This is a genomic window from Streptosporangium subroseum, from assembly GCF_900188345.1.
Classification (GTDB): domain Bacteria; phylum Actinomycetota; class Actinomycetes; order Streptosporangiales; family Streptosporangiaceae; genus Streptosporangium; species Streptosporangium subroseum.
This window is the reverse complement of sequence record NZ_FZOD01000106.1, coordinates 1-22387: the sequence shown is the minus strand read 5'-3', so window position 1 is coordinate 22387 and position 22387 is coordinate 1. Positions and strand designations below refer to the sequence as shown.

General features: G+C 68.9%; 19 protein-coding genes and 1 pseudogene. 10 read left to right on the top strand and 10 right to left on the bottom strand.

The genetic code is table 11. The features are described from left to right. Positions 1-379, bottom strand: a 379-nt coding sequence (locus CHC08_RS51075) for a hypothetical protein (RefSeq protein WP_218825819.1), incomplete at its 3' end; no start/stop codon positions are given. Between the two features lie 1269 nt (positions 380-1648). Here CHC08_RS51075 and CHC08_RS46010 point away from each other — a divergent pair. Then, complete coding sequence (locus tag CHC08_RS46010; protein WP_218825818.1) at positions 1649-2368, top strand: chorismate mutase; 720 nt, start codon at positions 1649-1651, stop codon at positions 2366-2368. Positions 2369-2468: 100 nt separating this feature from the next. Here the strand turns inward: CHC08_RS46010 and CHC08_RS46005 are convergent, their stop codons facing one another. The 4 genes from CHC08_RS46005 to CHC08_RS52170 all read right to left on the bottom strand — a co-directional run bounded on the left by CHC08_RS46005 (position 2469) and on the right by CHC08_RS52170 (position 5945). Then, the gene (locus CHC08_RS46005; protein ID WP_089213687.1) at positions 2469-3275 is read right to left on the bottom strand and encodes an SDR family NAD(P)-dependent oxidoreductase; all 807 of its coding nucleotides are present in this window, start codon (positions 3273-3275) and stop codon (positions 2469-2471) included. Between the two features lie 392 nt (positions 3276-3667). Further along, complete coding sequence (locus tag CHC08_RS46000) at positions 3668-4243, bottom strand: lytic polysaccharide monooxygenase auxiliary activity family 9 protein (RefSeq protein WP_089213686.1); 576 nt, start codon at positions 4241-4243, stop codon at positions 3668-3670. A gap of 328 nt (positions 4244-4571) precedes the next feature. Continuing rightward, a complete protein-coding gene (locus tag CHC08_RS45995) occupies positions 4572-5099 on the bottom strand; it encodes an ATP-binding protein (protein WP_179282623.1) in 528 nt (175 codons plus the stop codon). Between the two features lie 696 nt (positions 5100-5795). Then, complete coding sequence (locus CHC08_RS52170) at positions 5796-5945, bottom strand: hypothetical protein (RefSeq protein ID WP_245878984.1); 150 nt, start codon at positions 5943-5945, stop codon at positions 5796-5798. Positions 5946-6084: 139 nt separating this feature from the next. On the opposite strand from CHC08_RS52170, the gene CHC08_RS45990 reads away from it, so the two are divergent. Further along, on the top strand, positions 6085-6636 hold the full coding sequence (locus tag CHC08_RS45990; RefSeq protein WP_245878983.1) for a L,D-transpeptidase: 552 nt from the start codon (positions 6085-6087) through the stop codon (positions 6634-6636). 27 nt (positions 6637-6663) lie between these two features. Here CHC08_RS45990 and CHC08_RS45985 read toward each other — a convergent pair whose 3' ends face one another. Further along, positions 6664-7692 carry a GDP-mannose 4,6-dehydratase gene (locus CHC08_RS45985; protein ID WP_089213684.1) on the bottom strand — a complete coding sequence of 343 codons (1029 nt, stop codon included), beginning with the start codon at positions 7690-7692 and terminating at the stop codon, positions 6664-6666. A 291-nt stretch (positions 7693-7983) separates the two neighbouring features. Between CHC08_RS45985 and CHC08_RS45980 the strand changes: the two genes are divergently transcribed. The 5 genes from CHC08_RS45980 to CHC08_RS45960 all read left to right on the top strand — a co-directional run bounded on the left by CHC08_RS45980 (position 7984) and on the right by CHC08_RS45960 (position 17207). Continuing rightward, a complete protein-coding gene (locus CHC08_RS45980) occupies positions 7984-9228 on the top strand; it encodes a glycosyltransferase family 4 protein (protein ID WP_089213683.1) in 1245 nt (414 codons plus the stop codon). 37 nt (positions 9229-9265) lie between these two features. Beyond that, entirely contained in the window at positions 9266-9979 is a 714-nt protein-coding gene (locus CHC08_RS45975; RefSeq protein ID WP_089213682.1) for a class I SAM-dependent methyltransferase, read from the top strand. A 31-nt stretch (positions 9980-10010) separates the two neighbouring features. Then, on the top strand, positions 10011-11063 hold the full coding sequence (locus CHC08_RS45970; protein ID WP_089213681.1) for a prenyltransferase: 1053 nt from the start codon (positions 10011-10013) through the stop codon (positions 11061-11063). Positions 11064-11174: 111 nt separating this feature from the next. Beyond that, entirely contained in the window at positions 11175-12500 is a 1326-nt protein-coding gene (locus CHC08_RS45965; RefSeq protein WP_143653664.1) for a DUF1702 family protein, read from the top strand. 225 nt (positions 12501-12725) lie between these two features. Continuing rightward, positions 12726-17207, top strand: a complete 4482-nt coding sequence (locus CHC08_RS45960) for an SDR family NAD(P)-dependent oxidoreductase (RefSeq protein WP_089213679.1) — start codon at positions 12726-12728, stop codon at positions 17205-17207. Positions 17208-17216: 9 nt separating this feature from the next. On the opposite strand, the gene CHC08_RS45955 is transcribed toward CHC08_RS45960, so the two are convergent. Then, positions 17217-17864: a class I SAM-dependent methyltransferase gene (locus CHC08_RS45955; RefSeq protein ID WP_089213678.1), complete on the bottom strand. Its 648-nt coding sequence runs from the start codon at positions 17862-17864 to the stop codon at positions 17217-17219. 77 nt (positions 17865-17941) lie between these two features. On the opposite strand from CHC08_RS45955, the gene CHC08_RS45950 reads away from it, so the two are divergent. Genes CHC08_RS45950 through CHC08_RS45940 form a run of 3 tightly spaced genes read left to right on the top strand, consistent with a single transcriptional unit; the run spans position 17942 to position 19707 of the window. Then, the gene (locus tag CHC08_RS45950) at positions 17942-18406 is read left to right on the top strand and encodes a pyridoxamine 5'-phosphate oxidase family protein (RefSeq protein ID WP_089213677.1); all 465 of its coding nucleotides are present in this window, start codon (positions 17942-17944) and stop codon (positions 18404-18406) included. A gap of 9 nt (positions 18407-18415) precedes the next feature. Then, a complete protein-coding gene (locus CHC08_RS45945) occupies positions 18416-18610 on the top strand; it encodes a ferredoxin (protein WP_089213676.1) in 195 nt (64 codons plus the stop codon). Positions 18611-18621: 11 nt separating this feature from the next. Beyond that, positions 18622-19707 carry a Zn-dependent alcohol dehydrogenase gene (locus CHC08_RS45940; RefSeq protein WP_089213675.1) on the top strand — a complete coding sequence of 362 codons (1086 nt, stop codon included), beginning with the start codon at positions 18622-18624 and terminating at the stop codon, positions 19705-19707. 180 nt (positions 19708-19887) lie between these two features. Here CHC08_RS45940 and CHC08_RS45935 read toward each other — a convergent pair whose 3' ends face one another. The 3 genes and pseudogenes from CHC08_RS45935 to CHC08_RS45925 form a co-directional block, all read right to left on the bottom strand. Further along, on the bottom strand, positions 19888-20895 hold the full coding sequence (locus CHC08_RS45935; RefSeq protein WP_089213674.1) for a sugar phosphate isomerase/epimerase family protein: 1008 nt from the start codon (positions 20893-20895) through the stop codon (positions 19888-19890). Then, entirely contained in the window at positions 20892-22073 is a 1182-nt protein-coding gene (locus CHC08_RS45930; RefSeq protein WP_089213673.1) for a Gfo/Idh/MocA family protein, read from the bottom strand. The genes CHC08_RS45935 and CHC08_RS45930 overlap by 4 nt, the downstream gene beginning before the upstream one ends. Further along, positions 22073-22387: pseudogene (locus tag CHC08_RS45925) on the bottom strand (sugar ABC transporter substrate-binding protein); the annotation flags it as partial. The pseudogene CHC08_RS45925 and the gene CHC08_RS45930, both read right to left, overlap by 1 nt.

Below are 22387 nucleotides of genomic sequence, written 5' to 3'. Positions count from 1 at the left end.
CCCGGAGCACCCGCCGGGCCCGCCGGACCCGTGGCGCCCGGCGTACCGGCCGGACCCGCGGGACCTGTACCGCCAACCGGACCCGCAGGCCCCTCAGGGCCCGCCGGACCTGTCGCACCCGGAGCACCAGGAGTACCCGGAGCACCAGGCTCACCTGGGGTCCCGGGCGTACCCGGAGCGCCAGGCGAACCCGCAGGGCCCGTTGCACCGGTGGGTCCCGCCGGACCTGTACCCCCGACCGGACCCTCAGGGCCCGCCGGACCGGTCGCGCCCGGGGCACCTGGCGTACCCGGCGTACCCGGAGCGCCCGGCGTACCCGGAGCACCCGGAGCACCCGGAGCACCATTTGCTCCATTCGCGCCTGGCGCGCCATTCGCACCCGGAGCTCCATTCGCGCCTGGCGCGCCATTCGCACCCGGGGCGCCATTCGCACCCGGGGCGCCATTCGCACCCGGAGCTCCATTCGCACCTGCAGGACCCGTGCTACCTGTCGCACCCGTGGCACCCGTGGCACCCGTGGCACCAGGCGAGCCCGGCGAGCCCGGCGAGCCGGGAGTGCCGGGAGTGCCGGGGGCGCCGGGGGCGCCGGGCGAACCCGCCGGCCCTGCCGGACCGGGAGGACCGGGAGGACCACCCGACGGGCCTTCCGGACCTTCTGGTCCGGTAGGGCCTTGCGGCCCCTGTGGTCCGGGCGGGCCGGGGGGGCAATGGCAGTGCCTTCTCGGGCACTCGCAGTCCCTGTCCCGATCCCTGTCCCGATCCCGGTCCCTGACCTTTATGCCCCCGATTTTTATTCCCCTCAAATGAGGGCGTGAATTTTCGAGGGGCTGGACTCTATGACGATCCGACGCAGGCCTGTTTTTATCTGCCTGAATATGAGGGAGAAGGACTACCGTATTTTCGGTTGAAGCAACGGCACTGGCCGGAGTTTGACATGAAAGCGCCAGGATCGCGCCGATTGCCGTCGTTCCGATTGCCGTTGTAGCGACGGCCCAACTTCTGCTTCGTTTGCCGAAGCCAGCATTTGGGACCCGCCTTTTACTGCTAGGAGTCATCGCGTTCCATGTCTTTTATGATTCCAGGGAATCAGATTCCGTGGCCGCGGCAGTGGCGGCAAACAGGAGTTACCCCATGATCGACAAGGCGATGCGCCATTTCGGTTAACAATGATTAAATGGATCTACCAACAATAAGGAAATGTCCCAATCTTTCGATTTCGTCCCTGCACTTTATTCATAATTGCCCCTTTGGTTCGCATGTTCCTTTTAGAAGGAATTAATTCTAGATAAGGGACTTTGATCATGTTTTTCAGCATGACTCCTCATCACCAAAAGGGCGCCGGTCGGCTCCGCGATACTCGTTCATGAGATCGGCGACGGCCGGCCAGATCCGGGTCCCGGTTGGGGCAGGAGACGACCGGGGACGGCGATCGGTCGCGGGCTCGTCGTTTGGGGCGAGCCGACGTCAGCCCGGCCGGGCCTGGGCCAGGCGACCGGACGGCGCGGCACCGCGACCGCGTGCCGAAGGACCGGTTCATTGCCGGATCGACGCTCGCATCGGTTGGTCCCCGCATGACCCAACTCGCACTGGCTTCTGGTTCCCCCGCTGGTCAGAGAGCCTTTAGTCTCGGTCAGAACCCTCGGAACCCATGGCCGGAGGATCGGCCACCCGGCCGTCGTTCACGGAGGTCTTCCCGGAAGGGCTTGCCATGTCCGCCGATCTGCCGCTCTCGCGTTCCATCGCGATCGTGTCCATGGTCACCGCACTCGTGCTCGGCGGGTCGTCCGTGGCCTTCGCCGCCCCGCGTGCCCCTGTCGTCACACCGGGCCAGACCGCCGACGGCATTCGGCAGACCGCCTCCCTCGTACCGCTGACCGACCTGGCCGTACAGCGCATCCTGCTGTCCGACAAGGTGGCCGCGGCGAAGTTCGGCACCGGCCGGCCCATCGACGATCCTGCCCGGGAGCAACAGGTGCTGGACCAGGTCACGACCCTGTCCACCGGCATGGGGCTCGACCCGGCGGTCGGCACGCGCTTCTTCCGCGACCAGATCGACGCCGGCAAGGTCGTTCAGCACGGTCTGTACGCGCTGTGGGGGACACGCCCGAAGCTGCGCCCGGCCGATCGGCCCGATCTGACCACGGAGGTCCGGCCGCAGCTCGACAAGATCACTACAGAGGTCCTGGAGCAGTTGAAGGCCACCGCGGACATCCGGGGCGCGAACCACGCCTGCGCCGTTCAACTGTCCGGCGCGACGGCCTCCGCCGTGCGGCAACGGCATCTGGACAGACTGCATCATGACGCTCTCAACATCGCCCTCCGCTCGGTCTGCACGGCTCCCTCCCGGCCGACCAACGGGACCGGCTGACCCGGCTGCTCGCCCGGGTCCTGGACACATCCACCGTGAAACCTCTTCGAGTGGCGGTCCCGTCCGCCTTCAGCCCGTACGCCGGCGCCTCGGCGCCCGGTCAGATCTCCTTGAGGAAACCCGCGTCGACGGCGAAGTCCGCGCCGGTGGTGCTCGCCGAGCGCGGCGAGACAAGCAGGGCGATCACATCGGCGACCTCCTGCGGCTCGACGAGACGGCCGGTCGACAGCTTCATCATCTCCGGTGCGACGCTGTTCAGCACGTTGTCACGGTCGGTGCCCGCCTGGGCGGCGATGATGTCGGCCGCGCCGCCCTCCTCGGTCCACCATGCCGTCCGCACGGGACCCGGGGAGACGGTGTTCACCCGGATGCCCTGCGGTGCGAACTCCTCCGACAGCGCCTTGCCCAGGTTGTTCAGACCCGCCTTGGCGGCGTTGTAGTCGACGTTCATGGGAGCGGGCAGCCAGGCGCCGCCCGAGGAGACGTTGACGATCGAACCGCCGCCGCGCTGGAGCATCGGCGGGATGGCCGCGCGGATGGCGCGCACGACCGAGAACAGGTTGAACTCGAACATCACCCGCCAGTCGTCGTCGGTGGGAGCCAGGAACGAGAAGCGCGGCAGGGCCACGCCGGGCGGCGGGCCGCCGGCGTTGTTCACCAGAATGTCGAGCCCGCCGAACTCCTCCACCGCCCGCGCCACGATCTCACCGGGTGCCTCGGGGTCCATCAGGTCGACCCCAACGTGGAGCAGGTCGGCGCCGGCGAGCGCCTCCAACTCCGGAGTGCTCTTCCGCGAGGCGGCCACGACACGCACGCCCTCGCCGAGCAGTGTGCGGGTGACGGCCAGGCCGATGCCTTTTGAAGCACCGGTAACGACCGCGACCCGGCCGGAAAGCTGCAGATCCATAGGATGTCCCTTCATCGTCGCGTCCCATCCGTAAAAGGAGGGGATCTGGACGAGAACGACGCTATGGCGAGCATGCGATCCGGAACCGGCGGGATTCGGACCAGCAGTTCCAGCTGGATTCGGACCTGCAATCTCGCTTCTCGCGGTGTCACGGGGACGTCCCACGACCGTCCGTGTCAGGCGGCCATGGGACGCGACGGCTCCATCACGATGCCCGGCTACAGATCGGTCGCCGCCAAGGCGACCGGTGACTCAGGGCCCGGCCGGCGCCGTCATCCGGCCGAGCGTCGAGACCATGGACAACGGGCCCGGGCCCGCACCGGAGACGACCCGGCCCAGGCGGCGGGGACGAGAACGAAGGGCACGGCGATCGCGGCGGCCGGCCGGCTCGCCTATCTCTGCAGGTCGACGCATGAATAGTAGGCGTTCTCCGTGTCGGCGATGTTCCAGACCGCCAGCACCTTCAGCCGGCCCGTCCTGCCGTTCAGGTCCACGGTGTGGATGACCGGCGAGGTGGGCGCCTCCCCCTGGCTGTCGAAGCGTGCGATCCGCGTGTTGCCGATGTAGTAATCCCACGTGCCGGTTCTGTAGGGAGCGGTCAGCACCCAGTTGAAGGTGACGGTGTTCTTCACCTTCGTGACCGGCCAGGCCTTGGTCTCGTCGTCGAGCGCGAGGAAGCGGGGGTTGTTGCCGCTGCACTTCCGCAGGCCCTTCGCCCCCTTCACGTTCTGCGGGCTGTCTTCGGCTTCACCGCAGTCCTGGACGCGTCTCGCCGCGCACATGGCCTGTCGGCTCGGAGGCGAGGAGATGTATCCGTGCCGTACCTGCGGGCCGAGAGCCGGCGAGTCGATGTGATCGACCTCGTGCGCCGGGGAAGGCGTGGCGTGTGCGGTGGGGGCGAGGGCGAACGGGGCGGCGATCGCGACCGCGACGGCGGCGCGGCGGGTGCGATGGATGCGGGAAAACATATGAATCCTCCTGTTGACGCGAGGTCCCGCATTGATCTGGCACGGGCCCGCGGTAGGGTCCCGGCGCTGGATACCAGCGCTCCAGAGAGCGAGCGATCACGGTGAAATCCGGCTAGGTCGAATTCACTTTAAGTCTCCGTTTCATCACCATGCGCAACCGACACGGAGTCACTCGCATCGCATCGCCCGCTCCCGACCGAGCCGCTCGATCGGCGACGGCGGGTACGGCCCGCTCTCTCGCCGGCACGGGCTCACCGCGCACCCCGTCTCGCCGGACCACGGACGCACCCTGTCCGTGGCCCGGCGAGGTGACGGACCGTACGCGTCGTCACTCGGACAGCACGAGGAGGTTGGACGGGCCGGGTACGTGGGGACGTTCGGAGACCGGGTGGGTGGCGATGGCACACCACACGGTCCAGCCCAGGCTCCGACCGTGCTTGCGTATTCCCCAGCGCCCCCGGGAGAGCGTGTCGACGATGAACAGTCCGCGGCCGCCCTCCGTGCTCATTCGCGGCTGGACATTCATCTCCCGCGAGAGGTGTGGAGCAGTGGACGCCGAACCCGGGTCGGAGACCTCCACGTAGAGAAAGCCCTCCGCGGCGGTCAAGGTTAACCTGATGAGGTCGCCTGCGTTTCCCTGGTCCGAGTAGACGATGGCGTTCGTCACCAACTCGGAAACCACCAGAACGGCGTCCTCAACCGCCGGATGGTCGTAGCCGAGCCATTTACGGACTTCTGAGCGAGCCCGCGGCACCGAATCGCTGGTGCTCGTTAAGTAAATCTCTTCAAAGGTCTCCGATTTCATGCTGATAACCTTCCACTCCAGCTCTTCGTACTGGACTTTCAGTCCCACCATGCAGTCCCCACCATGCCCATCGGCCATTGGCTAAAACACCGGCATGCGTCCGGCTCCTATCCCGGCCGTCTCAAACCGGAGTCACGGCGAATGGGAATCGGCGCTCGTTTCACAGATCTCGCGAATCCGTCGCGTCAACCCGTGAACCCTGCACGAAGCTTCCGCGGGAAGACCGATAACCGTTTCCGAGGACTTCACCTCGACGGTTTCACTACACGTTCATTTCTGGACAGAACTCCACAATAAACGCAACAAGACGGGCCCGATCCCAAGAAAACTTTGCGCGGTGACAATTCGCCCCCGCGGAGTTTCCAGGAATCGATGGCATGACATATGTCGGGTTGAAGGGAAATCGCGGTTGGCTCTCGGCGACCATGTGCCGGTCACGCGCCCGGTGCCACCCCCGAGCGCCCCCGGGTGACCCGGCCACACCGGCGCGGCATTCCTTACCTCCTTTTCTCTGTTTTTGTTTTTTCATGGTGCTTGACGGGCCACCCCGCCGCCCGATTCTCCATTCGAGCCCCAACGGGGTTTCCATTGATTTGAGAACATGGATTGATGGCCGCTCTCAGCAGGGGGAATGCCACAAGTGCGTGGATACAGCCGATTCGACCACGGGAACTCGATGAAAACTTCAACCAACCCTGCGAGATGCCGTCGCTCGCGGAGGTCTGGAATTCCTCGCAGGGTTCCCGGCTACACGTCTGCCAGGACGGCAGGCGTGGTCGTCCTGGCCGTCATGGCCCTGATCTCCTCCTGCGGAAGGGATGACGATTCGCCGACCGCCTCTCCGACCGTCTCTCCGACCATGCCGTCCGCGGCCTCTCCGACCATCTCTCCGCGCATCAAACCGCTCCCGGTATCAGCAGCGCAAATAGAGCGATTGCCAACTATTACCACTTATGCGACATTGCGCAGGGCCCCAGAGGATCCCGATCCTTTTCACGTCGCGGATGGATTTCTCATACATCCGACGGCGAAACGCGTGGTCTATTCTCGCCCCGGAGGTCCCCCGCTGGGAGTGTTGCCGACCACCCAGCTCCAGGACCCGACCTGGGTCCCGGTGGTCCAGCGGCTGCCGGGATGGGACCGGATACTGCTGCCGAGCCGGCCCAATCGATCCACGGGATGGATCTACACCGACGACGGAGGACTGCGGGGCGTCTACAGCACCTACCAGGTGCGGGTCGAACTGGCCGCTCGCAGGCTCACGGTGTTCGACGCCGAACGCAGGCTCGGATCCTGGCCGGTGGCCGTGGGCGCGCCCGGCACACCCACCCCGCGGGGGCGGACGTTCCTGCTCGCCTCCGTGGCCCCCGGTCACCAGACCTACACCCCGCTGTTCCTCGCGCTGGGCGCGCACTCAGGCACCCTCGACACCTTCGCGGGCGGCCCCGCGACGATCGCCCTGCACGGCTGGCCGGACAGGTCCGCGTTCGGCCATGACGTCAGTTACGGCTGCGTGCGCGTTCCGCCCGCCGCGCTGGACCTGCTCTCCCGCCTCCCGCCGGGCAATCCCATCATGATCACCGACTGATCCCGGCGAAGGCCGGAACGGAGGAGTTCAGGACCAGGAGGAGTCCTGGTCGGGGTCGCCGCCGTTGGACAGCAGCTTGATGTCCGACTCGACCATCATCGTGACGAGCTCCTCGAAGGCGACCGAGGGCTCCCAGCCGAGCTGGACGCGGGCCTTTTTGGGGTCGGCGCAGAGCAGGTCCACCTCGGCGGGGCGGTGCAGGGTCTGGTCACCGACCACGTGCTGCTCCCAGTCCAGCCCCGCGGCGGTGAAGGCGGCCTCCACGAGTTCACGGACGGTGTGCGTACGGCCGGTGCCGATCACGTAGTCCTCTGGCGTCTCCGCCTGGAGCATCAGGTGCATTCCGCGGACGTAGTCGCCGGCGTAGCCCCAGTCGCGGCGGGCCTCCATGTTGCCCAGCCGGAGCTCGGAGGCCAGGCCGAGCTTGATCCTGGCGACTCCGAGACTCACCTTCCGGGTGACGAACTCGGTGCCCCTGCGCGGGGACTCGTGGTTGAACAGGATTCCCGACACCGCGTACATCCCGTAGGACTCGCGATAGTTCTGGGTCAGGAAGTGGCCGTACGCCTTGGCCACGCCGTACGGAGAACGGGGGTGGAAGGAGGTGATCTCCGTCTGCGGGGTCTCGCGGACCTGGCCGAACATCTCCGAGGACGATGCCTGGTAGAAGCGGATCTGCCCGGATCCGGCGGCCGTACGCGAGGAGGAGATGCCGGAGCAGACCCGGATCGCCTCCAGCATGCGCAGCACGCCCATACCGGTGACCTCGGCGGTGAGCTCGGCCTGCTCCCACGACATCGGGACGAACGAGATGGCGCCGAGGTTGTAGACCTCGTCGGGCTGGACCTTCTCCACGGCGGAGATCAGCGAGCCCTGGTCGAGCAGGTCTCCGCCGACGAACTGAACGTTCTGCAGAAACTTGCGCAACCGGGAGACGCGGGGGTTGGCCTGCCCACGGGCCAGTCCGTAGACCTCGTACCCCTGATCGAGCAGGTACTCGGCCAGGTAGGAACCGTCCTGCCCCGTGATACCGGTGATCAGTGCGCGTCTGGCCAACGCGTTCTCCTCGCTCGTAGGGCGGGACTTTCGCCCGGGCTTGTGCCGTGTGATTGGCGAATGTACCGCCACACCCTTATATGGGCATCATGCCGGTGAGGCCACAACGAGAACGCGTTCCACCGAATCATGTTCGGTGAGACTGACTTCCCAGCTCGCAGCCCGTGAGGCTCAGTCTAGGAACAATTCCACATCAGGTGCGCAAAGCTACCGAATGGTAGGGTCCGAGGACTAAGGTCATCTTTCACGGTACCTGTCCCCTTTCCGGACAGGGGGTAGGAAGGGGTTGCCGTGCCAGGTGCGGACTCACTACGGGTTGCGTTGCTGTCCTACCGCAGCAAGCCGACCTGTGGGGGCCAGGGCGTCTACCTGCGTCATCTCAGTCGTGAGCTGGTCGCCCTCGGGCACCGCGTCGAGGTGTTCTCCGGTCAGCCCTATCCCGAACTCGACGAGGGCGTCATTCTCACCAAGGTCCCCAGCCTTGACCTGTATCGCGACGAAGACCCCTTCCGTACTCCCAAGCTGCACGAGTATCGCGACTGGATCGACTGGCTCGAGGTCGCGACCATGTGGACCGCGGGGTTCCCCGAGCCGCTGACCTTCACCCTGCGAGCACACCGCGAGCTGAAGAAGCGCCTCGGCGACTTCGACGTGGTGCAGGACAACCAGACGCTCGGCTACGGCCTGCTCGGCATCCAGAAGCTGTTCCCGGTGGTCGGCACCATCCACCACCCGATCAGCGTGGACCGGCGGATCGAGCTGAAGGCCGCGCCGTGGCGCAAGAAGCTCTCGCTCAGAAGGTGGTACGGCTTCGTCCGGATGCAGGCCAAGGTCGCGCCGAGACTGAGCCCGATCCTGACCGTCAGCGAGTCCTCCCTCGCCGACATCCACCGCGACTTCAACGTGCCCCAGGCCAACATGCGGCTCGTCCCGCTGGGCGTGGACACCCGCTACTTCCATCCGCGCCCGGAGATGCCCAAGCGTCCCGGCTCCATCGTGGCGGTGGCCAGCGCCGACTCCCCGATGAAGGGCGTCTCGACGCTGCTGCGGGCGGTGGCGAAGCTCGCCACCGAGCGCGACGTCAACCTGACCGTGGTCAGCAAGCCCACCCCGGGTGGTCCGACCGAGAAGCTGGTCGCCGAGCTCTCCCTGCAGGACCGCGTCACGTTTGTGCACGGCATCTCCGACGACGCGCTGGGCGAGCTGATCGCCACCTCGGAGATCTCGGTCGTGCCCTCCCTCTACGAGGGCTTCTCGCTCCCGGCCGTCGAGCACATGGCCTGCGGCACCCCGCTGGTCGCCAGCCGTACCGGCGCACTGCCCGAGGTGGTCGGCGACGCGGCGATCCAGGTTGCCCCGGGCGACCCCGAGGAGCTGGCCGCCGTACTGCGCCGCCTGCACGACTCCCCCGAGGAGCGGGCCGCGGTGGGCAGGAAGGGCTACGAGCGGGTCATGGAGCGCTACACCTGGAACGTCGTCGCGCAGCGGACCGTGGAGGCCTACCACGAGGCCATCCAGGCCCGTCGCGCGAAGTGAACCCCCTTCATACCGATCACCTCAATAGGAGCGGCGAGTGCTGACTGTCGACTTCGGCCGGTTGCCCGTGGGGCCCGGAACCCGAGTTCTGGACCTGGGCTGTGGCGGCGGACGACATGCGTTCGAGGTGCTGCGGCGGGGCGCCGACGTAGTGGCCTTCGACATGGACGCCGAGGAGCTGGAAGGCGTGGCGAGCATGTTCGCCGCGATGGACAAGGCCGGCGAGGTGCCCCCCGAGGCGACGGCCGAGACCGTGACCGGCGACGCGCTCAACATGCCCTTCGAGGACGCGAGCTTCGACCGGGTGATCGCGGCTGAGGTGCTGGAGCACATCCCCGACGACATGGCCGCGATGCGGGAGATCTTCCGGGTGCTCAAGCCGGGCGGTCGGGCTGCCATCACGGTGCCGAGCTTCCTGCCCGAGCGGATCTGCTGGGCGCTGGACGAGGCCTATCACACGGCTCCCGGCGGGCACGTCCGCATCTACACGCTGGCCGAACTGAGCGCCAAGCTGAAGGCGGTCGGCATGGAGATCGGCCCGCACCACCACGCCCACGGGCTGCACGCGCCGTACTGGTGGCTCAAATGCGCGGTCGGCGTCAACAACGACGACCACCCGCTGACCAAGGCGTACCACGAGATCCTGGTCTGGGACATCATGAAGCGCCCCGCCGCCACCAGGATCGCCGAAGCGGTGCTCAACCCGCTCATCGGCAAAAGCGTGGTGCTCTACGTCCGGAAACCCGCGTGAGCACCCCGGTCCGCCGAGCGAATGAGGAGCGGTGAGCGACCCAATAAGCTGGACGCAGGTCGTCCAGACCGCCCACAGCATCGCGGCGGTGCAGGAACCCGACGGCGGCATCCCGTGGCCCGAAGGACATGTGGACGCCTGGAACCACATCGAGTGCCTGATGGCGATGAGCGTGGCCGGGCTCGCAGGACCGGCTCGCAGGGGCTACGACTGGCTGGCCCGTACGCAGCGGACCGACGGCTCCTGGCCGATGAAGCTCGTCGGGGGCAAGGCCGTCGAACGGGGCGGGGAGTCCAACCACGCCGCCTACGTGGCGGTCGGCGTCTGGCACGAGCTGCTGGTGAGCGGGGACGAGCACTTCGCCCGTGAGATGTGGCCGGTCGTCCGATCCGCGCTGGACTTCGTGGTCGAGCTGCAGACCACCCGGGGCGAGATCGTCTGGGAGCGGGCGGCCGACGGCAGGCCCGCCGAATATGCCCTGCTGACCGGCTGCGCCTCCATCCACCAGGGCCTGCGCAGCGGCGTGCTGCTCGGTGAGCGCCTGGGCGACCCGCAGCCCGACTGGGAGCTCGCCGCCGATCAGCTTGGTCACGTACTGCTCGCGCACCCGGAGGCGTTCGCCGACAAGAGCCGATTCTCGATGGACTGGTACTACCCGATTCTGGGCGGCGCGGTACGCGGCGCGGCCGCCGAGGCGCGGCTGGCCGAGGAGTGGGACACGTTCGTGGAGCCGGACCTGGGCATCCGCTGCGTCTCCGACCAGCCGTGGGTGACCGGCGCGGAGACGTGCGAGCTGGTGCTCTCACTGGACGCCGTGGGCGACCGGGGCCGGGCGCTGAAACTCTTCGCGGACATGCAGCACCTGCGGCACGAGGACGGTTCCTACTGGACCGGCTGGCAGTTCGTGAACGAGAAATGGTTCCCGCACGAGCGCTCCGCCTACACCGCGGCCGCCGTCGTGCTCGCGGCCGACGCGCTGACCGACCACACCCCGGCCGCGGGCATCTTCCGCGACGCGGGCAAATACGTGACAGATCGTCCCACCGCAGACTGCGGGTGCAGCCACGCCCGTTCGCGAGCCTGACGTCCCCTCCCGGGCCATGGGGCCGTCAGGCCTCCAGATCTAACAATTTCTTTGCCCGGAACCACAGGGCGGTGCTTGAAGGCCGGAATACGGCTTACTACGTTCGAGCCTGTGAGCAATGCGGAGGGCACCCGGGTAATAGCTCAGAGCGACGAGACTGAGCGGGCCACCGCGCACAGGGTCCCCGAACCGGCGAGAGCGGACGCGGACAGGAGCGGCGCCGAAAGCACCCCCGTCACGAACGCCGAGAAGACCCTCGACAGGACCCAGGACGTTTCCAGGGACAGCTTCTGGGACATCCCCGCCGAGAAGACCCTGGCGGGACATGACACGCATCATGCCGGCACGTCCAGCCACGGCGCGGAGGCCGGCACGGAAGACGACACGAGCGAGACCGGTACGGAGACGCCCGGCACGGAAGACGACAGCGCCGAGGCCATCCTGAACGCCATACAGGAGCCGGACACCTCGGACGCCTCCGACCCGGCGGAGCTGGTGCTTACCAGGCCGGGCGGCCTGGTCAACCTGCTGTGGAAGAACCCCGGCCAGGCTGACTTCGGACCGCGCCGGTTCCGGCTGGGCCCGGCCCGCGAGCGGTTGGAGACCTCGGGACGGGCATTCCTGACCGGGTTCAACGCGATGCTCGCCCGGGAGGTTGACCGGATCGACGACCTTCCCGAGGAACTGCGCGGATTCGCCTACGAAGGTGCGGGCATGGCCTGCGCGAACCTCGACATCCTCACGATCACCGGCGGCAGGCGGCTCAGGGACCTGCTCAACGGGCAGGGGATGCGATACCCGCACCTCATCCACATGGGCACCGGCTGGGCGTACGCCCGGCTGCACATGCGGCCGATGTGGGGCATCCGTTCGGTCCACCCGCTGCTGCGCTGGCTGGCCTTCGACGGCTTCGGCTTCCACCAGGGTTTTTTCCTCACCGACAGGACGGTGGGGCGTCAGCGCACGGCCGGCCTGATGGACCGGACCCAGCGGGCGATCTTCGACCAGGGCCTGGGGCGGATGCTCTGGTTCCACGAGTGCGCGGGCGTGGACGACGTGGTCCTGCGCATCGCCGAGTTCCCGGCGGGTCGCCGCGCCGACCTGTGGAGTGGCGTGGGTCTGGCCGCCACCTACGTCGGCGGTGCGAGCGCCGCGGACCTGGAGTGGATGGCCCTGGCCGCGACGGAGGACGGCTTCCGCGCCCACCTCGCCCAGGGCAGCGCCTTCGGCTGCGCCTCCCGGCTGATCTCGGGGATCGTCCCCGAGCACACCGTCGCGGCCGCGCCCGCGCTGTGCGGGGTGGAGGTGGACGAGGCCGGTGGCTGGACCGACACCGCGCTCATCGCGCTGGGCCACAACGCGCACAGCGGTGACCACTACCAGGCCTGGCGGGCGGGAATCCGGAAGGCCTGGGCGCGGCGCAACCGCGATTCATGACCCGCGGCCGCGGTCCCGCTCAGGGCTTCCGCCGTATCCCGTCCCCGGCTCCCGCCACACGTCCGTCAGCGGCCTCCGCCGCATCCCCGTTCTCGGCTTCCGCCATACCGTCCGCTCTTCCCCTTCTGTGCCGTTCCCCCTTCCGTGCCCGCTCTCGCGCGACCTCTCCGAGGTCCCCGTGGGCGTCCGGCAGTGATCCGTGCGAACGCCTGAAGGGTGCGCCGAATGTCCGTCGCGATCGTGGGATTGGCCTGCACCTACCCGGACGCACCCGATCCGGGGGCGCTGTGGGAGACGGTGCTGTGGCGGCGGCGGGCGTTCCGGCGCATGCCGGTCGAACGGGTTGACCTGGCCGACTACCACTCCTCCGACCGGTTGGCCTCCGACCACACCTACAGCACCCGCGCCGCCCTGATCGAGGGCTGGGAGTTCGACCGGGCCGCCTTCCGCATCCCCGGTGCGGCGCACCGCGCCGGGGACCCGGCTCACTGGCTCGCCCTGGAGGTGGCGTCCCACGCCCTGACCGACGCGGGTTTCCCCGGCGGGAAGGGGCTCGACCGCGACCGGGTCACGGTGGTCATGGGCAACACCCTGACCGGCGAGGTCTCCCGGGCCTCCACGCTGCGGCTGCGCTGGCCGTACGTGCGCCGCGTGCTGGTCTCGGCCCTGGCCGGGCTTCCCGAGGAGACGGTCGCCCGGGTGCTGTCCCGCGCCCAGGGCGAGTATCTACGGCCGTTCCCCGAGACCTCCGAGGAGAGTCTGGCCGGAAGCCTTCCCGGCACGATCGCCGGACGCGTCTGCGACCACTTCGACCTGCGCGGTGGCGGATACGTCGTGGACGGCGCGGGCGCCTCGTCCCTGCTGGCCGTGATCACCGCCTGCCGTTCGCTGCTGGACGGGAGCGCCGACTTCGCCCTGGCCGGGGGCGTGGACCTGAGCCTCGATCCGTTCGAGCTGGTCGGCCTCGCCAAGACGGGTGCGCTGGCCGAGGAGCGGATGCGAATCTACGACACCCGCTCGAACGGCTTCTGGCCCGGTGAGGGCTGCGGGATCGTGGCCCTGATGCCCACGGCCGGCGCCCGGGCCGCCGGGGTACGGATCTACGCGGAGATCGCCGGTTGGGGCGTGTCCTCCGACGGCGGCATAGGCATGACCCGTCCGGGGTCCGACCACGGCGGCGGAGGCATGACCCGTCCGGAGTCCGACGGCCGGCTCCTGGCCCTGCGCCGCGCCTACGCCCAGGCCGGGATCTCCCCCACCGAGGTGGCCCTGTTCGAAGGTCACGGCATCGGCACCGCCGCCGGCGACACCGCCGAACTCACCGCGCTCACCCGCCTGCTGTCCGGCACCGTACGGCAGGCGGCCCTCGGGTCCGTCGCGGCCAACATCGGGCACACCAAGGCGGCGGCCGGAGCCGCAGGACTGATCAAGGCCACCCTGAGCATCGCCTCCGGTGTCCTGCCTCCCACCACAGGCTGCGGCTCCCCCCACTCCCTCCTGGCCGCTCCCGGCGCCCCCCTTCGCGTCCTGGCCGTCCCCGAGCCCTGGCCCTCCGGCCCCCGCCACGCGGGGGTGAGCGCCACGGGTTTCGGTGACATCCACGCCCACCTCGTCCTCACCGCCCCGGCTCCGGCGGAGGTGAGCGATCTCACCGATCCGGTACGGCCCGCGCCCGACCGTCCGTCGCCGGACGAGCCCCTGGTGTTCGCGTTCTCGGGCGAGGACGCGGAGGCCGTACGGCCGGTGCTGGAGCGGGTGGCGGACCAGGCCGTCCGGTGGTCGGAGGCGGAGCTGTGCGATCTCGCGCACGCGTTGGGGACCGCCCCGGCCGGGTCGTTGCGGATCGCGATCGTGGCGGGGTCCGCGGAACAGCTCTCCGAGCGCGCGGAGCTCGCCCTGAAACGGCTGGACACCCTGGAGCCCGGCAGCCTCGTCGCCCTTTCCGGGCTCTACCTCGGACAGGACGTGAAGGGGCGGGTCACGCTGCTCTTTCCCAGCCAGGAGGCCCCGGCGGGGGACGTGTTCGTCGACCGCCCGATGCCGGACACGGCGTCCGCGGAGACCGTCGCCGCTCTCTGGGCGGACACCGCGATCCAGGACCTCACCGACCTCTACGGCGACCACCCGGCCAGACCCGTCGACATCTGGCGCGACCGCGTCTTCATCCCCAGCCCGTGCTCGTCCGCCCAGGGCACGGTGGCGGGCGTCGAGCGGGCAGGCGGTGGCCAGGGGCTGGGCGGCGGCATCGCGGGAATCGTGATGGGGCTGGTGGCGGGGGTCATCTCGCGGCTGCCGGCGGCGGACACACCCGAGCCCGCCGGCCGGACGGGGCCCGTGGCGGGGGTCGCGCACTGGGTGAGGTGTTTCGCCGAGGATCCGGACACCGGCCGGGACGTCCCCGCCAAGGCCGCATACGAAGCCGTGGCCGCGGACGAAGCCACGGTCGCGGACGGAGGCGCCGGCTCGGGCTGGGAGACCGACGGCCCGAAGGACACGGACGTCCCGGTCAGGCGGATCGTGATCGACGATCCTCTCCGCCCCGGGGCCGCCGAGTCCCTGGTCTCGGCCGCCCGCGAGGCGGTCGCGCGCCGGGAGCGACTGGCCGTGGTCTGCGGGTCGGACGCCGTGGCCGGCTTTCTGGGCAGCCTGAGGCTGGAGCATCCCGAGCTCGACTTCGGCGCCGGGGAACCGCGCGGAAGAACCGTGATCGCCCTTGACGGGGAGGGTCCGCTGCCGGTCGGACCGGCGGACGTGGTGCTGGTCAGCGGGGGCGGCAAGGGGATCGGGTTCGCCTGCGCCAGGGCGCTGGCCGAGGCGAGCGGGTGCGCCCTGGCCCTGCTCGGGCACCGGCGGCCGAACCACGACCCCATCCTGAGGACCAACCTGCAGATGCTGGCCGTCAAGGGCGTGCGGTACGGCTACGCCACGGCCGACGTGGGCGACGCCGACCAGGTGACGCATGCCGTACGAGAGCTGGAGGGGACGCTCGGCCCCGCCACCATGCTGATCCACTCGGCGGAGGTCAACCGGCCGGGCAGGTTCGCCGAGCTCACGGCCGAGGACTTCGAGCGGCACATCGCGCCCAAGCTCACCGGGCTGGACAACCTGCTCGCCGTGACCGCGCCCCGCAGGGTGGTGACGTTCGGGTCGGTGATCGGCCTGTACGGCCTGGCCGGGGAGAGCCACTACGCGCTGGCGGGCGGGCTGATGAGGGAGCGCGCCAGAAGGATCGGCGGGCTGAACATCGACTGGTCCGTGTGGTCGGGCGCCGGGATGGGCGAACGGCTGGGCGTGCTCGAATCGCTGATCAGGGCGGAGGTGACGGCCATTCCCGCGCGGGAGGGCGTGGAGCTGTTCCTCGACCTGCTCAGGACCAAGGACCTGCCGTCCAGCGTGACCGTGCACGGCCGGCTGGGCGGACCCGCGGCGCCGTGCCCGGGGGGAGGACGGTTCCTCGAAGGGACGCGGGTGCACGTCCCCGGCGTGGAGCTGGTCGCCGACAGCCGCCTGTCGATCGAGTCAGACGCCTACCTGAACGACCACCGGATGGACGGGCAGGCGGTACTGCCCTCGGTGGTGGCGCTGGAGGCGATGGCACAGGCCGCGGGGGCACTGGCCGGACGACCCCTGGACGAGGCCGCGGAGATAACGTTCGACCGGCCCGTCGTCGTGCCCGACGAGGGCGGCACCACGATCCGGGTGTGCGCGCTCCGGCACGAGCGGACGGTCGAGGCCGTGGTCCGCAGCGAGGAGACCGGGTTTCACGTGGATCATTTCAGGGCGGTGTTCCCGGTGAACCCCGTGGGCGAGACGCTGTTCGTGCCGCAGCTGAACCGGGACGTCACCGAAACCCTGGACTCCGAGGACCTGTACGGCGCTCTCTGCTTCCACACCGGGAGGTTCCGGCGGGTCAGGGAGCTGACCCTCGTCGAGGCGCGAAACTGCCGGGGCGAACTGCACGGCGACGACCCCGACGGCTGGTTCCCGGACCGGCCCGTGCTGGGCAGTCCGGGACTGAGCGACGCCACGATCCACGCGCTGCAGGCGTGCGTGCCGCATCGGCGGCTGCTCCCGGTCGGCTGCGAGCGTCTGGTGATGCGGCCGTCCCAGGGCGACGTACGGTTGCACGCCACCGAGCGCGGGCACGACAGGGGCGAATACGTCTGGGACGTGACCACCACCGATGTGCGCGGGCGGCTGGTGGCCGCGTGGATCGGGCTGCGGTTGAAGGACGTCGGCCCCCTCCCCCGGCGCGATCCGTGGCCGACGAACCTGCTGGCCGTCTACCTGCAGCGGGCCGCGGTCGGCCTCGGCCTCGATCCGGCGCTGCACGTGACCATGACCGGCGGGACGTGCCGCAGCCATCTGGGCGACCTCGTGCTCGGCGTGAACGGTCCCGCGTACTGCGACTGGGAGCGGGTGGGCGGTGCGGGCAGGACGCTGGGGCCCGCGTTCGACCCGCTGGTCGCCGAGCTGCTGCCGCGCTGCGCCGAGACGGAGGAGACCGTGTCCGCCCGGATCTGGACGGCCGTCGAGTGCCTGTTCAAGGCGGGCCGTCCTCCGACGACGCCACTCGTCGTCGTGGGGGGTTACGAGGAAGGCTGGCTGCTGCTGCGCGCGGGCACCGGCCTGATCGCCTCGACGGTGGTGCGGGTGCGCGACGTGCGGGAACCGGTGGCGGTCTCCATCATGACGGAGCGGTCGTGAGACCCACGCCTATCCGATGCCGGGGCCGACCCTCTCCAGCACCCGCAGCGATCCCTCGTGCCGGACCTCCTTGAACGCGCCGGAGGCGAGAACCCGCTGGTAGACGAGATACGGCCCCTGCCCGCCCCTGGCCGGGTCGGGGTAGACGTCGTGGAAGACCAGCGCGCCGCCCTCCACGATGTGCGGGGCCCATCCCTCGTAGTCCTTGGTCACCGGCCCCTCGGAGTGACCGCCGTCGATGAAGAGCATCGCCAGCGGGGTGTTCCACAGCCCGGCGACCCGCTCGGACTTGCCGACGATCGCGATGACCTCGTCTTCGAGCCCGGCGGCGGCGATCGTGCAGCGGAAGGAGGGCAGCGAGTCCATCTTGCCGAAGCGGGGATCCATCAGCGTGGGGTCGTGGTACGCCCACCCCGGCTGGATCTCCTCGGAGCCCCGGTGGTGGTCCACGGTGAAGACGACGGATCCGGTCTGCCTGGCTGCCGAACCGAGGTAGAGGGCCGACTTCCCGCAGTAACTGCCGATCTCACAGATCGGACCGAGCGGGCCGTACTCGACTGCGGTCTCGAACAGGACGAGACCCTCCGGGTGGGGCATGAATCCTTTCGCGCGCTGGGCGGCGTACAGCAGGTCGGCGGGCATGGTCGCGGTGCTCATCACAGCAGACTACCTAGACCGAACAACATTCCAAATGGCCCTTGCCCGGCCTTATGGAACGTGTTCTACTTTGCACCGTGAACCAGCGCACCCGCATCGTGATGTCCGACGACGAGGTGACGGCTTTCGTCCGTGAGTCGCGAAAGCTCCAGCTCGGCACGATCAATCCGGACGGGACACCGCACATGGTGACCATGTTTTACGGACTGGTCGAAGGAAAAATAGCCTTCTGGACCTACGGCAAGGCCCAGAAGACACTCAACATCCAGCGGGATCCCCGGGTGAGCTGCCTGATCGAGGCCGGCGACGAATACTCCGACCTGCGCGGAGTCCTGATGTACGGCGTGGCCCGGCGGATCGACGACCCGGAGGGGATCCTCGATGTCGGCATGAACGTGGCCCGGCGGATGGCCGGAATGCCTGACGCGGAGGAGCTCCTGACGGAGTATGTCGCCTACACCGGCCGCAAGCGGGTCGCCTTCATGGTGGAGCAGAGTCGAGTGATCTCCTGGGATCACCGTAAGCTCGCCATTCCCGCCTAGGAGGCTCACATGAAAATCAAAGTCGACTACATGGTCTGCGAGTCCAACGGGATCTGCACGGGACTCGCCCCAGAGGTCTTCGAGCTCGACGACGACGACCAGCTGCACCTACTGCTGCCTGAGCCGCCGTCGGAGATGACGGACCGCGTCCGGCACGCCGTGCGGTCCTGCCCCAAAGCCGCTCTCTCCCTCGAGGAGAACTAGGAAGGACCCCCATGCGTGGTGCGCTTCTGCATGCCGTCGGCGACGACAAGCTCGATATCCGTGATGACTTCACCCTCGCCCCGATGGGCCCGACCGATGTTCGGATCAAGATCAGGGCGACCGGCGTCTGCCACTCCGACCTGTCGGTGATCAGCGGTGTGCTGCCCATGCCCCTGCCCATCATCCTCGGCCACGAGGGCGCGGGCGAGGTCCTCGAGGTCGGCGATCACGTGGCCACGGTCAAGGCCGGCGACCACGTCATCGTCAACTGGAACCCGGCCTGCGGCAACTGCTCGAACTGCCTGGTCGGCCAGCCGTTCCTGTGCACGGTCTACCTCATGGACAGCTTCGTCAACGCCCGCTTCCGCTTCGGCGGCGACACCCCGGCGTTCGGCATGGCCGGATGCGGCACCTGGGCCGAGGAGATCGTCGTGCCCTGGCAGGGTGCGATCAAGGTCGACCCCGAGGTGCCCTTCGAGGTGGCGGCGCTGATCGGCTGCGGTGTCACCACCGGCGTCGGCGCAGCGCTCAACACCGCTCGCGTCAAGGCCGGATCGACCGTGGTCGTGGTGGGCTGCGGCGGCATCGGCCTGTCGGTGATCCAGGGTGCCCGGATCTCCGGCGCGAGGACGATCCTGGCGATCGATCCGGTGGAGTCCAAGCACGAGCTGGCCAAGAAGGTCGGCGCCACCCACGCCATCACCCCCGACCAGCTCACGGACGCGATCGGCACGCTGACCGGCGGCAGCGGGTTCGACTACGGCTTCGAGGCCGTCGGCAAGTCCGCCACCATCATGACCGCCTGGCAGGCCACCCGCCGCGGCGGCGACGTGATCGTGGTGGGCGCGGGCGCGATGGACGACACCGTCCCGCTGACCGCCTTCAGTCTGTTGTTCGAGGGCAAGAACCTGCTCAGCTCCCTGTACGGCGGGTCGGACGTCCGGCGGGACTTCCCGTTCTTCGCCGAGCTCTACAAGGCGGGCAAGCTCGACCTGGAGAGCATGATCAGCTCCCGCATCAAGCTGGCCGACCTCAACGACGCCGTGGCCGCGCTGAAGGGTGGCGAGGTCCTGCGTCAGGTCGTCGTCCTGGACTAGCCCGTCCTGGGGGCCGTACCGGGCAGAGGGCTCTCCCGGCTGCGGCCCCCCGGCGATACGGCCCGCGACCGCCGGCCGTACCTGCCCAGCACCTGCCATTCGGCCCTACGACGATCAGGCCGCCGATCCGTCCGCCGGGGCGGTGCGGATCGGCGGCCTGGTCCGCCTACCTCTGAGGTCTCACTCCGAGGAGAAGGCCGCGTCGAAGGACGACGACGGGGGCGTGATGGCGTTCAGCTTCCGGATGATGCCCAGCGCCTCGGGGGCGCCGTCCAGCCGGTCCATGCCCGCGTCCTCCCACTCGATGGAGATGGGACCGTCGTAGCCGATGGAGTTCAGGGCCCGGAAGCAGTCTTCCCAGGGCACATCCCCGCGACCGGTCGAGACGAAGTCCCAGCCACGCCGCATGTCCGCCCAGGCCAGGTGCGACGCGAGACGGCCACGCCGCCCGTTGCCGGTGCGGACCTTGGCGTCCTTGCAGTCCACGTGGTAGATCCGGTCGGCGAAGTCGAGGATGAACCCGACCGAGTCCAGTTCCTGCCAGACCATGTGGGACGGGTCCCAGTTCAGCCCGAACGCCTCACGGTGGCCGATGGCCTCCAGGGTCCGGACCGTCGTGTAGTAGTCGTAGGCGATCTCGCTCGGGTGCACCTCGTGCGCGAACCGGACGCCGACCTCGTCGAAGACGTCCAGGATCGGGTTCCACCGGTCGGCGAAGTCCTGGTATCCGGCCTCGATCATCGAGGGCGGCACCGGCGGGAACATCGCGAGCGTGTGCCAGATCGACGACCCGGTGAATCCGACGACGGTTTTCACGCCGAGCTTCGCGGCCGCCCTGGCGGTGTCCTTGATCTCCTCCGCCGCGCGCTGCCGCACCTCCTCGGGATCTCCCGACCCCCAGATCCGCCCCGGCAGGATTCCCTTGTGCCGCTCGTCGATCGGGCTGTCACAGACGGCCTGGCTGACGAGGTGGTTGGAGATCGTCCACACCTTCAGGTTGTGCTTGGCCAGCACCTCCAGCTTGCGCTCGACATAGGAGTCGTCGGCCAGGGCCTTGTCGACCTCAAAGTGGTCGCCCCAGCAGGCGATCTCCAAGCCGTCGTAACCCCACTCGGCGGCCAGGCGGCAGACCTCCTCGAACGGAAGATCGGCCCACTGGCCCGTGAACAACGTGATCGGCCTGCTCATGACACCACCGTCCAGCGGCTCTCATCGGCCGCACTCGTTTCTACCGCCGCCAGCACCCGCTGCACCCGCAGGCCGTCCTCGAAGGACGGCGACGGGGCGACACCGGCGGCGACCGCCTCAATGAAATCCTTCGCCTCGTGGGTGAAGGTGTGTTCGTAACCGAGCCCGTGGCCCGGCGGCCACCAGGCCGCCGCGTACGGGTGCTCGGGTTCGGTGACCAGGATGCGACGGAAACCCGCCTCGGCCCCGCTGAGGGTGTGGTCGTGGAACCACAGCTCGTTCATCGCCTCGAAGTCGAAGGCCAGGCTTCCCTTCGAACCGTTGATCTCGATCCGCAGAGAGTTCTTGCGGCCCGCGGCGAACCGGGTGGCCTCGAACGAGGCCAGTGCCCCGCCCCGCATCCGCCCGATGAACAACGCGGCGTCGTCGACGTCGACCGTCCCCCTCTCGGAGGTACGGCTGTCGCCGACCAGGCCGGCTGAGGCCTCGGCGAGGGGGCGCTCCTTCACGAACGTCTCGGTGAGAGCCGAGACGCCCGCTATCACGTCACCGGTGATGAACTCGGCGGTGTCGATGATGTGCGCGCCGATGTCACCGAGCGCGCCCGAGCCCGCCTGGTCCCGCTGCAACCGCCAGACCAGCGGGAACTCGGGGTCGACGATCCAGTCCTGGAGATACTGCGCCCGGACGTGGCGCAGCTCCCCCAGCCGTCCTTCCTCGACCCACCGGCGGGCCAGCGCGACGGCCGGGACCCTCCGGTAGTTGAAGGCGACCATCGCGTACACACCCTTGGCCGCCGCGGCGCGAGCCGCCTCGGACATCGCCTCGGCCTCGGCCACGGTGTTGGCCAGCGGCTTCTCGCACAGGACGTGCTTGCCGGCGGCCAGTGCCGCGATGGCGATCTCCGCGTGGGAGTCGCCCGGCGTGCAGATGTCCACGATGTCGACGTCGTCGCGGCGGATCAGATCCCGCCAGTCGGTCTCGACCGCGGCCCAGCCGAGATCCGCGGCCGCGGCGGTCGTACGCTCCTTCGAACGACCGCAGAGCGCGGCCATCGTCGGTGTGACCGGCAGGTCGAAGAACGCCGAGACGCTCCGCCAGGCCTGCGAGTGAACGCGCCCCATGAACGCGTATCCGACCATGCCGATCCCCAGTGTCGGCTTGTCGTCACGAGGCATCAGGACTCGAATCCGAGCGGCAGGTACTTGTCGACGTTGTCCTTGGTGATGGTCTCCGAGGCCAGCGTGATCGACTGAGGCACCTGGTTCTCCACCAGATCACTCATGCCCTTGCCCTGCGCGATCAGCCGAGCAAGCTTGATCGCCGAAGAGGCCATGGTCGGGCTGTAGGTGACGGTGGCCTCCAGCACGCTGTTACCCGCCTGGATGTCGCGCATCGCGTTGGCCGAACCCGCGCCGCCGACCATGAAGAACTCGCTGCGGTTGGCCTCCTTGATCGCGGCCAGCACGCCGATGCCCTGGTCGTCGTCGTG